Below are 11,318 nucleotides of genomic sequence, written 5' to 3'. Positions count from 1 at the left end.
GTGAATTCGTTCTACCGCCTTCACTTCCTTCCGCGATTTCCGTCCTGGAGGTTCCTTCATGCGCTCACGCGCAATTCCCCGATCCACCGTCCGCCGGAAAACAGGCGGCCTCTACGCGGCGCTGCTCGTCGGCGCCCTCGGTGCCGCCACCGTGCTGGTGACGCCACCGGCCTCGCACGCCGCCGAGAGCACACTCGGCGCCGCGGCGAAGCAGAGCGGCCGGTACTTCGGCACCGCCATCGCCTCGGGTCGGCTCAACGACTCGACGTACACGACGATCGCGGCCCGCGAGTTCAACTCGGTGACGGCCGAGAACGAGATGAAGATCGACGCCACCGAACCCCAGCAGGGCCGGTTCGACTTCGCCGCCGCCGACCGCGTCTACAACTGGGCGGTGCAGAACGGCAAGCAGGTACGCGGCCACACCCTGGCCTGGCACTCCCAGCAGCCCGGCTGGATGCAGAGCCTCAGCGGCAGCGCGCTGCGCACGGCGATGACCAGCCACATCAACGGCGTCATGGCCCACTACAAGGGCAAGATCGGCCAGTGGGACGTCGTCAACGAGGCGTTCGCGGACGGCAGTTCGGGAGCCCGCCGGGACTCCAACCTCCAGCGCACCGGCAACGACTGGATCGAGGTCGCCTTCCGCACCGCCCGCGCCGCCGACCCGGCCGCCAAGCTCTGCTACAACGACTACAACGTGGAGAACTGGACCTGGGCCAAGACCCAGGCCATGTACGCCATGGTGAAGGACTTCAAGCAGCGCGGCGTGCCGATCGACTGCGTGGGCTTCCAGGCCCACTTCAACAACGACAGTCCCTACAACAGCAACTTCCGCACCACCCTCCAGAGTTTCGCCGCCCTCGGCGTCGACGTGGCCGTCACCGAACTCGACATCCAGGGCGCCTCGCCCACGACCTACGCCAACGTGACCAACGACTGCCTGGCGGTCCCGCGCTGCCTCGGCATCACCGTGTGGGGTGTGCGCGACACCGACTCGTGGCGAGCGGAGCACACGCCGTTGCTGTTCAACGGCGACGGAAGCAAGAAGCCCGCGTACGCCTCCGTACTCAACGCGCTCAACGCCGCCTCCACGACCCCCACTCCGACTCCCACCCCCACGCCGCCCCCCTCCCCCGGCGCCGGGCCGATCAAGGGAGTCGCCTCGGGCCGCTGCGTGGACGTGCCCGGAGCCGGCACGGCCGACGGCACCCAGGTCCAGCTGTGGGACTGCAACAACCGCACCAACCAGCAGTGGACCCACACCGCCGCCGGTGAGCTCAGGGTCTACGGCGACAAGTGTCTGGACGCCGCGGGAACCGGCAACGGCGCGAAGGTCCAGATCTACAGCTGCTGGGGAGGCGACAACCAGAAGTGGCGTCTGAACTCCGACGGATCCATCGTCGGCGTCCAGTCCGGCCTCTGCCTCGACGCCGCCGCCAACGGCACCGCCAACGGCACCCTCGTCCAGCTCTACACCTGCTGGAACGGCACCAACCAGCGCTGGGCCCGTAGCTGACATCGCACCGTCCACGGAGGGGAGCCAGGACGATCCTGGCTCCCCTTCGGCGCGTCAGACGGAGGCGGGGTTGCCGTAGTAGGCGTCCGGGCCGTGCTTGCGGGTGAAGTGACGGTCCAGGAGGTGCTGCGGGGGTTCCACCGTGCCCAGGGCGATGGTGTGGAGCGCCATCTCGGCCACCGCCTCGCAGATGATCGCGTGTTCCAGCGACGTGGTGGCGTCCGCGCCCCAGGTGAACGGGCCGTGGTGGGCGACGAGGGCGCCGGGGACTTCCCTGGCACGGGTGTCGTCGCGGCCCAGCAGGTCCACGATGACCTGGCCGGTGTTGTACTCGTAGTCCGTGGCGCACTGCTCGGGGGTGAGGGCCGCGGTGACGGGGACGGGGCCGTTGAAGGTGTCCGCGTGCGTCGTGCCGAGGACCGGTATCGGGCGCCGGGCCTGGGCGAAGGCGACGGCGTGGGTGGAGTGCGTGTGGGTCACGCCTCCGATGGAGGGGAAGGCCAGGTAGAGACTGCGGTGCGTCTCCGTGTCGGTGGACGGGCGCAGGTGGCCGTCCACGACGCTCCCGTCGGACAGGGAGACGACGACGAGGTCCTCCTCCCTCAGGACGTCGTAGTCCACACCGGACGGCTTGATGACGAAGACGCCGGCCTCTCGGTCCACCCCGCTCACATTGCCCCAGGTGAGGGTGGCGAGCCCCGCTCGGGGGATACGGAGGTTGGCCTCCAGCACCTCTCGGCGCAGTTCCTCGGAAACGGTGGTACTCACGGAGGGCTCCGTCCTGGTGGAGGCGGTGGCGGCGGGGGCTGCGGGGGTGTTCACAGGCTCTGGGCCAGACGGTGGTACGCCTGGTTCCAGCGCAGCTCGCGGGTGAAGCGCCGGACGGTGGTGTCCTCGTCGATGACGGCGAGTTCGGTCCGCAGCATCTCGGCGAGGTCGTCGAGCTCCTCGCCGCCGAGGGCGGTGGTCAGGACGGTGTGGTGCGGTGCTCCGGCCGTCAGCCAGGCCTCGGTGGAGGTACGGAGGTCGGGGCGGGGCCGCCAGACGGCGCGGGCGACGGGGAGCCGGGGAAGCGGCTCGGGCGGGGCGACGACGTCGATGTGGTTGGCGACGAGGCGGAACCGGTCGCCCATGTCGGCGAGACCGACGACGACGGCCGCCCCGGGGTCCGCGTCGAAGACGAGGCGGACCGGGTCCTCGCGTCCGCCGATGCCCAGCGGGTGGATCTCGCAGGTGGGGGTGGCCGTCGTGAGGGAGGGGCACACCTCCAGCATGTGGGCGCCGAGGATGAGCTCCTGGCCGGGCGTCAGGTCGTAGGTGTAGTCCTCCATGAAGGAGGTGCCGCCGGGCAGCCCGTGGCCCATCGCCTTGAGGGTGCGCAGGAGGGTGGAGGTCTTCCAGTCCCCTTCGCCGCCGAAGCCGTAGCCGTCCGCCATCAGGCGCTGCACGGCGAGGCCGGGCAGCTGGCGCAGGCCGCCGAGGTCCTCGAAGTTGGTGGTGAAGGCGCGGAACCCGCCTTCCGTGAGGAAGGTACGCAGGCCGGCTTCGATGCGGGCGGCGTAGCGCAGGGAGTCGTGGCGCTCACCGCCGGACCGCAGCTCGGGCGCGAGGGCGTAGAGGTCCTCGTACTCCTTGACGAGGGCGGTGACGGTGTCGTCGGGGGTGGCGTCGACGGCGGCGACGAGGTCGTTGACGCCGTAGGTGTTGACCGAGACTCCGAACCGCAGCTGTGCCTCGACCTTGTCGCCTTCGGTGACGGCGACGTCGCGCATGTTGTCGCCGAACCGGGCGAGTCTGAGGGTGGTGAGTTCGGCTCGGCCGACGGCGGCGCGGGCCCATCCGGCGATGCGGTCGACGACCTCGGGGGTGGAGACATGGCCGGCCACGGTCTTGCGCGGGACACCGAGACGGGTCTGTACGAAGCCGAACTCGCGGTCGCCGTGGGCGGCCTGGTTCAGGTTCATGAAGTCCATGTCGATGGTGGACCAGGGAAGCCGACGATTGGACTGGGTGTGCAGGTGCAGCAGGGGCTTGCTCAGGGCGTCGAGGCCGGCGATCCACATCTTGGCCGGGGAGAAGGTGTGCATCCAGGCGATCAGGCCGATGCAGCGGTCGTCGGCGTTGGCCTCCAGGCAGATCGCCCGAATGGCGGCCGCGTCGGTGAGGACCGGCTTCCACACGAGGCGGACGGTCATCTGGGGCTGGTCGGCGAGGGTGTCGCGGATGGCGCGGGACTGCTCGGCGACCTGGGCGAGGGTGTCGTCGCCGTAGAGGGCCTGGCTGCCGGTGAGAAACCAGATCTCGCGGTCGGGCTGGGCGAGCGTCATGTCGGGTGTGCTCCTCGGAGGTGCGGGGTCGGAGGGGTCGGGCCCATGGAGGCGGAGGGGAGGCGGAGGGGAGGCGGAGGCCCGGTCAATCGGTGGTGGTGGCGCGTGCGGTGTTGCGGATCCGTCGCAGGCGGTGCAGCAGGAGGTCCGGGCCGGTGCCGAAGTGCTCGTGGAGGGTGCGGTACTCACCGAAGAGCGCGTCGTAGGCGTCCGCCCGCGCGGGGTCGGGCAGGTACGCGTGGCGCTGGACGCTTCCCATGGCGGAGGCGGCGGAGCGGACGTCGGGGTAGGCGCCCGCGGCGACGGCGGCGTGGATGGCCGAGCCGAGCGCCGGCCCCTGTTCGGAGGTGCCGAGGGAGACGGGGCGGCGGAGCACGTCGGCGTAGATCTGCATGAGCAGCGCGTTCTTCTTCAGGCCTCCGGTGACGATGAACTCCTCGACGGGGATGCCGCCGTCCTCGAAGGTCTCGACGATCAACCGGGTGCCGTACGCGGTGGATTCGAGCAGGGCCCGGTAGATGTCCTCGGGCCGGGAGTCGAGGGTGAGGCCCGCGATGACTCCGGAGAGGTGGTGGTCGACCAGGGGGGAACGGTTGCCGTTCATCCAGTCCAGGGCGATCAGACCGTGCGCGCCGACCGGCTGGTCGGCAGCCTTGCGGGTCAGGAGCCGGTGGAGGTCCTCGCCCGATGCCTCGGCCTCGGCGCGGTAGTGGTCCGGGACGCCCTGGCGGAGCCACCAGGCGAAGATGTCGCCGACCGCGCTCTGGCCGGCCTCGTAGCCGTAGGCGCCCTCGACGATGCCCCCGTCGACGACCCCGCAGATGCCGGGGACTTCGGCGAGGGTCGCCGCGTTGAGGACGTGGCAGGTGGAGGTGCCCATGATGGCGAGCATCCGGCCGTTCTCGACGGCGCCCGCCGCGGGCGCGGCCACGTGGGCGTCGACGTTGCCGACGGCGACGGCGGTGCCCTCGGGGAGGCCGGTCCAGCGGGCGGCCCTGCCGCTCAGTCCGCCGGCGCGGGAGCCCAGGGGGGACAGCGGGTGCTCCAGGCGCGTGGCGGGGAAGTCGGCGAAGTCCGGGTGGAGCCGCGCGAGGAAGGCCGGTGAGGGGTAGGCGCCGTCCTGGTGGATGCCCTTGTAGCCGGCGGTGCAGGTGTTGCGGGACTCGGTGCCGGTCAGCTGCCAGACGATCCAGTCGGCCGCCTCGATCCAGCGGGCGCAGGCGGCGTAGACGGCCGGGTCCTCTTCGAGGACCTGGAGGGCCTTGGCGTACTGCCACTCGGAGGAGATCTTGCCGCCGTACCGTGCGATCCACTTCTCGCCGTGGGCGTGGGCGAGGGCGTTGATGCGGTCGGCCTGCTCCTGGGCCGCGTGGTGCTTCCACAGCTTGGGCCAGGCGTGCGGGCGGTCGGCCCATTCGGGCGTCAGGGCGAGCGGGGTGCCGTCCGGGGTGGTCGGCAGGACCGTACAGGCGGTGAAGTCGGTGGCGATGCCGATGACGCGGGCCGGGTCGACTCCTGCGTCGGCGAGCGCCGCGGGTACGGCGGTACGGAGGACGTCGCGCCAGTCCTCGGGGTGCTGGAGGGCCCAGTCGGGCGCCAGCGGGGCGCCGGTGGAGGGGAGTCGGTCCTCGATGACCGCGTGGCGGTACTCGAGGACCGACGACCCGAGTTCGGCGCCGTCCCGGACCCGGACCACGACGGCGCGCCCGGAGAGGGTGCCGAAGTCGACTCCGATGGTGCATGCCTCGGGGTGGTGACGGGCTGCGGGGTCGGCAGGGGCATGTGTGGTCACGATGCGGTCTCTCTCGTCATGGGCGGGTCGGAGAAGCATCCTGATTGTTAACGCTCACAATTGAGTTGGACAAGGGGTGGTTGCCTTTCCGTCCCACATTCGACGGGAAATGAGGCCTCAGAAGTGAGCGCTCACTTGCAACCGAGACGGCCGCCGGCGCCGCAGCCCACACACCCGGCGTGAGCCCGGCCGCCGAGGGCGAGCCGGTGGCGGTGGTCACGAGGCCGCGGTGGCGGTGGCGGTGGTCACGAGGCCGCGGTGGCGGTGGCGGTGGTCACGAGGTCGCGGTGGCGGCGGCGAGAGCCGCCCGCCCCGTCAGCTCTCGTGCGACGGGCGGGAGCTCGCGCGCATGATGAGCTGTGGTTCCACCAGGAGATGCTCGGCCTTCCGGGCGCGGCCCTCGATGTGGTCCACCAGAAGCCCGATGCTCCGGCGCCCGATGGCCGCGAAGTCCTGGCGGACCGTCGTCAGGGGCGGCGGGAAGTACTCGGCCTCCGGGATGTCGTCGAAGCCGGCGACGGCCACCTGCGCGGGGGTGCGGATCCCGCCCTCGCGCAGCGCCCGCAGGACGCCCAGCGCCATCTGGTCGTTGGCGACGAAGACGGCCGTGACCGGTGTCGCCCCGCGGCGGGCCAGGACGAGTCCCGCGAGCTCCTGTCCCGCCCGGTACCCGGACAGCGGGCTCCAGTCCCCCGTCAGTACGCGGGGAGGCTTGATGCCGTTCTCCTCCAGGACGGCGCGCCAGCCCGCGGTACGGGCCTCGCTCTCCAGCCAGTCCTCGGGTCCCGCCACGTGCCAGACGGTGCTGTGTCCGGCGGCGAGCAGGTGCTCCGTGACCATGCGGGCACCGAGCTCCTGGTCGAGGGAGACGCCGGGCAGGTCGAGTTGATGCCCCCCCTCCACGGTGACCACGGGGAAGGGCGCGTCCAGCTCGGCGAGCGCCTGCACGTGCGAGCGCTGCGGGGTGATGGCGACGACACCCTCCACACCCCAGGCCGCGAGGTGGTCGATGGCGTCCCTGAGCCCCTGCCCCCCGCCCGAGCGCAGGTTGACGGTCGAGACGAGGTAGCCCTCCTCCCGGGCCGCCTCCTCCAGGCCGGTGAGGGTGCTGGCGGGGCCGTACAGGGCGGTGTTGACGGCGATCACGCCCAGCGTCCTCGAGCGGCGCGTCACCAGGGCGCGTGCGGCGGAGTTGCGGCGGTAGCCAAGCCGCTCGATGGCCAGGGTGACCTGTTCCCGGGTGGCCGCGCGCACGTTGGGGTGAGCACTCAGCACCCGGGAGACAGTCTGGTGGGAGACCCCCGCCTCGCGTGCGACGTCGGCCATGGTCGGCGGGCGGACGTCTTCCGCGGGTTGCGCCACGTTCGCCTCCCTTCTCCCTGCTTGCGGCTGCGTACTCGATACGAGAAAAACCTTAGCGCCTCTTGTATCACGCTGTTGTGAGCGCTAACAATCTACCTCGACCGGGGTGCCGACGCCCTGGCCACCCAGCCGGAACGGTGCCGTCCCGGTGGTGCGAGGACACGCGCTGCCGTCAAGCCCGTCCCCCGGCCGGAGCCGCCCTCGACGACGGGATTGCCAGGTAACGCCCATGAAGAAGTTCCGATCCGCATCCGCCCTCCTGGCCGTGACCACCGGCTGCGCCCTGCTCCTGACCGCGTGTGGGCAGAACAGCGAGGGGGGCAGCCAGGAGTCGAAGGACAAGAAGGACCTCACCATCGGCATCGCCATGCCCACCAAGTCCTCCGAGAGGTGGATCGCCGACGGCCGGAACATGACCGAGAGCCTGAAGAAGGCCGGCTTCTCCACGACCCTGCAGTACGGCGAGGACGACCCCGACCAGCAGGTCGCCCAGATCGAGAACATGATCACCCAGGGCGTCGACGCCCTGGTCGTGGCCGCCATCAACGGCGAGGCCCTGTCCAACGTCCTCCAGGAGGCGGCGGACGCCCACATCCCGGTCATCTCCTACGACCGGCTCATCCTGGGCTCCCCGCACATCGACTACTACGCCTCCTTCGACAACGAGAAGGTCGGCGAGCTCCAGGCCACGTACATCGTCGAGAAGCTGGGGCTGAAGACCGGCTCGAAGAAGGGCCCCTTCAACGTCGAGCTGTTCGCCGGGTCGAACGACGACAACAACACCAAGTACTTCTTCAACGGCGCCATGAAGGTGCTGAAGCCCTACCTCGACAAGAAGCAGCTTGTCGTGCGCTCCCAGCAGACCCAGCTCAACCAGGTCACGACACTGCGCTGGGACGGAGGGACGGCGCAGAAGCGGATGGACGACCTGCTGACCTCCTCGTACTCCACGGCCCGGGTCGACGCCGTGCTCTCCCCGTACGACGGCATCTCCATCGGCATCCTGTCCGCCCTGAAGTCCGACGACTACGGCAGCGCCACGAAGCCCCTGCCGGTCGTCACCGGCCAGGACGCGGAGGTCGCCTCCGTGAAGTCGATCATCGCGGGCCAGCAGACCCAGACCGTCTACAAGGACACCCGCGCACTCGCGCAGGTCGCCGCCGACATGGTGACAGCCGTCCTCGCCGGCAAGAAGCCCGAGATCAACGACGACTCCACGTACGACAACGGCAAGAAGGTGGTCCCCGCCTTCCTGCTCGACCCGGTCAGCGTCGACAAGTCGAACTACCGGAAGGTCCTGGTCGACTCCGGCTACATCGACGCCAAGGAACTGCGGTGACCCCCGGCCCCGTCCTGGAGATGCGGTCCATCGGCAAGACCTTCCCCGGGGTCAGGGCACTGTCCGACGTGACTCTGTCCGTCGAGCGCGGCGAGGTGCACGCCCTGTGCGGGGAGAACGGCGCCGGCAAGTCGACGCTCATGAAGGTCCTCTCCGGCGTCCACCCGCACGGCACCTACGAGGGCGAGATCCTCTTCGAGGGCGAGCCGTGCCGGTTCAAGGACATCAGGGCCAGCGAGCGGCGCGGCATCGTCATCATCCACCAGGAGCTCGCCCTCGTCCCCTACCTGTCGATCGCCGAGAACATCTTCCTCGGCAACGAGCCGGGCAGGCGCGGGATCGTCGACTGGCGCGAGGCGCTGCGCCGCGCCTCCGAACTGCTCCGGCGCGTCGGGCTCGACGAGCACCCCGAGACCCGGGTCGCGGACATCGGTGTCGGCAAGCAGCAGCTCGTGGAGATCGCCAAGGCACTGGCGAAGGACGTCCGCCTGCTGATCCTCGACGAGCCCACCGCGGCGCTCAACGACGAGGACAGCGCGAAGCTGCTGCGGCTGATGCGGGAGCTGAAGAGCCAGGGCATCACGTCGATCATCATCTCGCACAAGCTGAACGAGATCGCCCGGATCGCCGACTCCGTCACCATCCTGCGCGACGGGCGGTCCATCGAGACCCTGGACGTCAGGGACCCGGCCACCACCGAGGAGCGCATCATCCGCGGCATGGTGGGGCGGGACCTCGACAGCCGCTTCCCCGACCGCACGCCCTACGAGGGCCCGGCCGGAGCCGCCCCCGTATTGGAGATCCGGGACTGGACCGTGCGTCACCCGCTCGACCGCGGCCGCAAGGTCGTCGACGGGGTCTCGCTGCAGGTCCGCCGCGGGGAGATCGTCGGCGTCGCGGGGCTCATGGGCGCCGGCCGGACCGAGCTCGCCATGAGCGTCTTCGGCCGTTCCTACGGCCACTACGAGCGGGGCGTCGTGTTCAGGGACGGCCGCGAGGTGCGGACACGTACGGTTCCGGAGGCGGTCGCCCATGGCATCGCGTACGCCACCGAGGACCGCAAGCACTACGGTCTCGACCTCGGGGACTCCGTGAGCCGGAACATCTCGCTCGCGTCCCTGGGCGCCCTCGCCCGCCGGGGCGTCGTCGACGGGCACGAGGAGCGCAGGGTCGCCGAACGGTTCCGGCGGACCATGAACATCAAGACGCCGACCGTCCTCGAACCGGTCGGCCGCCTCTCCGGCGGCAACCAGCAGAAGGTCGTCCTCAGCAAGTGGATCCTCGCCGGTCCGGACGTCCTCATCCTCGACGAGCCCACGCGCGGAGTCGACGTGGGAGCCAAGTACGAGATCTACACCGTGATCGACCGGCTCGCCGCCGAGGGCAAGGCGATCCTCCTCATCTCCTCCGAGCTGCCCGAACTGCTCGGCATGTGCGACCGCGTCTACACCATGGCCGCCGGGCGGCTGACCGGCGAGGTCGTCCGCGCGGAGGCCACCCAGGAAGTGCTGATGCGGCACATGACACAGGACTCCCCCGCACCACCGGCGGCAAGCACGAACGCCGCCTCCAGCGAAGGACATCAGGAATGAGCACCGACGTCAGCACGGAACCGGCCACCCCGGCCCCCGCCGGCCGCGGCGCCCCGCCCGGCGGGACGCCCCTCACCCGACTGGTCGTGGACGGCGTCCGGCGGAACATGCGCCAGTACGGAATGCTCTTCGCGCTCGGCCTGATCGTCCTCCTGTTCCAGATCTGGACGGGCGGCGACCTCCTGCTGCCACGGAACGTCTCCAACCTGGTGCTGCAGAACAGCTACATCCTCATCCTGGCGATCGGGATGATGATCGTCATCATCTCCGGGCACATCGACCTGTCGGTGGGCTCCCTGATGGCGCTGGTCGGCGGGATCGGCGCGGTGCTCATGGTCGAGCACCATGTCTCCTGGCCGGTCGCGGTGCTCCTCACCCTTCTGCTCGGAGCGGCCGCCGGCGCGCTCCAGGGATTCTTCATCGCGTACGTCGGCATACCGTCGTTCATCGTGACCCTCGCGGGCATGCTGCTCTTCCGCGGGCTCACGGAGATCTTCCTCAAGGGGCAGACGCTCGGCCCCTTCCCTGACGGACTGCAGAAGGTCGCCAACGGCTTCCTGCCTGAGGTGGGCCCCCGGACCAACTACCACAACCTGACCCTGCTCCTCGGCCTGGGACTGATCGCGTACGTGGTCTTCCAGGAGGTACGGGACCGGCGCCGGCAGCGGGAGTTCACCCTTGAGGCGCTCCCCACGGGCCTGTTCGCGCTCAAGGTGACGGCTCTGGTGGCCGCGGTCCTGGTCACCACCCTGTTGCTCGCCAGCTACAAGGGCGCCCCCGTGGTCCTGCTGATCCTGGCGGCGCTTCTGGTCGGCTTCGGCTACGTGATGCGCAACGCGGTCATCGGCCGCCACGTGTACGCGATCGGGGGGAACCTGCCCGCCGCGAAGCTGTCCGGGGTCAAGGACAGGAAGGTGACGTTCGCGGTCTTCCTCAACATGGGAATGCTCGCGGCGCTCGCCGGGCTCGTCTTCGCGGCACGCTTCAACGCGGCCTCGCCGAAGGCCGGAGTCAACTTCGAACTGGAGGCCATCGCCGCCGCGTTCATCGGCGGGGCCTCGATGAGCGGCGGCGTCGGGACCGTCCTGGGAGCCATCATCGGCGGCCTGGTCCTCGGCGTGCTCAACAACGGCATGAACCTCGTCGGGGTGGGCACCGACTGGCAGCAGGTCATCAAGGGCCTCGTGCTGCTCGCGGCGGTCGGCTTCGACGTGTGGAACAAGCGCAGGGCGGGTGCCTGAGCCCGCTCCGGACATGGCCGTGGCCGCCCGGGGTCCACCCGCGGGGCCCGCCCGGTGGGGCGGTTTGGGCGGGGGGCGGGGAGCGGGCCCCACCCCCCGACGGGGCTCCGCCCGGTCACGCCCCCCGGGGGCAGGCCCCGGGGCGG

8 protein-coding genes are annotated in these 11,318 nt (G+C 70.4%); 4 read left to right on the top strand and 4 right to left on the bottom strand.

What is annotated here, in order from left to right; translation table 11 throughout:
• The first annotated feature begins 58 nt into the window (after nucleotides 1-58).
• Nucleotides 59-1,519 carry an endo-1,4-beta-xylanase gene (locus tag ACIRB7_RS29655; RefSeq protein WP_403604562.1) on the top strand — a complete coding sequence of 487 codons (1,461 nt, stop codon included), beginning with the start codon at nucleotides 59-61 and terminating at the stop codon, nucleotides 1,517-1,519.
• Between the two features lie 54 nt (nucleotides 1,520-1,573).
• Here ACIRB7_RS29655 and araD read toward each other — a convergent pair whose 3' ends face one another.
• The 4 genes from araD to ACIRB7_RS29635 form a co-directional block, all read right to left on the bottom strand.
• Nucleotides 1,574-2,287 (bottom strand): L-ribulose-5-phosphate 4-epimerase AraD, encoded by a 714-nt coding sequence (gene araD / locus ACIRB7_RS29650; protein WP_403604559.1) that lies wholly within the window; start codon nucleotides 2,285-2,287, stop codon nucleotides 1,574-1,576.
• 50 nt (nucleotides 2,288-2,337) lie between these two features.
• Entirely contained in the window at nucleotides 2,338-3,846 is a 1,509-nt protein-coding gene (araA, locus tag ACIRB7_RS29645) for an L-arabinose isomerase (RefSeq protein ID WP_403604556.1), read from the bottom strand.
• 85 nt (nucleotides 3,847-3,931) lie between these two features.
• The gene (gene araB / locus ACIRB7_RS29640) at nucleotides 3,932-5,638 is read right to left on the bottom strand and encodes a ribulokinase (RefSeq protein WP_403604553.1); all 1,707 of its coding nucleotides are present in this window, start codon (nucleotides 5,636-5,638) and stop codon (nucleotides 3,932-3,934) included.
• A 315-nt stretch (nucleotides 5,639-5,953) separates the two neighbouring features.
• Nucleotides 5,954-7,000: a LacI family DNA-binding transcriptional regulator gene (locus ACIRB7_RS29635; protein ID WP_403604550.1), complete on the bottom strand. Its 1,047-nt coding sequence runs from the start codon at nucleotides 6,998-7,000 to the stop codon at nucleotides 5,954-5,956.
• A gap of 229 nt (nucleotides 7,001-7,229) precedes the next feature.
• On the opposite strand from ACIRB7_RS29635, the gene chvE reads away from it, so the two are divergent.
• Genes chvE through mmsB form a run of 3 tightly spaced genes read left to right on the top strand, consistent with a single transcriptional unit; the run spans nucleotide 7,230 to nucleotide 11,172 of the window.
• Nucleotides 7,230-8,339 (top strand): multiple monosaccharide ABC transporter substrate-binding protein, encoded by a 1,110-nt coding sequence (gene chvE, locus ACIRB7_RS29630; protein ID WP_403604547.1) that lies wholly within the window; start codon nucleotides 7,230-7,232, stop codon nucleotides 8,337-8,339.
• A gap of 20 nt (nucleotides 8,340-8,359) precedes the next feature.
• The gene (gene mmsA, locus ACIRB7_RS29625) at nucleotides 8,360-9,931 is read left to right on the top strand and encodes a multiple monosaccharide ABC transporter ATP-binding protein (protein WP_403605043.1); all 1,572 of its coding nucleotides are present in this window, start codon (nucleotides 8,360-8,362) and stop codon (nucleotides 9,929-9,931) included.
• Nucleotides 9,928-11,172, top strand: a complete 1,245-nt coding sequence (gene mmsB, locus ACIRB7_RS29620; protein WP_403604544.1) for a multiple monosaccharide ABC transporter permease — start codon at nucleotides 9,928-9,930, stop codon at nucleotides 11,170-11,172. The genes mmsA and mmsB overlap by 4 nt, the downstream gene beginning before the upstream one ends.
• Nucleotides 11,173-11,318 lie beyond the last annotated feature (146 nt).

This window comes from Streptomyces sp. NPDC093795 (assembly GCF_044764665.1).
Taxonomy (GTDB): Bacteria; Actinomycetota; Actinomycetes; order Streptomycetales; family Streptomycetaceae; genus Streptomyces.
This window is presented reverse-complemented; position numbering and strand designations above follow the sequence as displayed.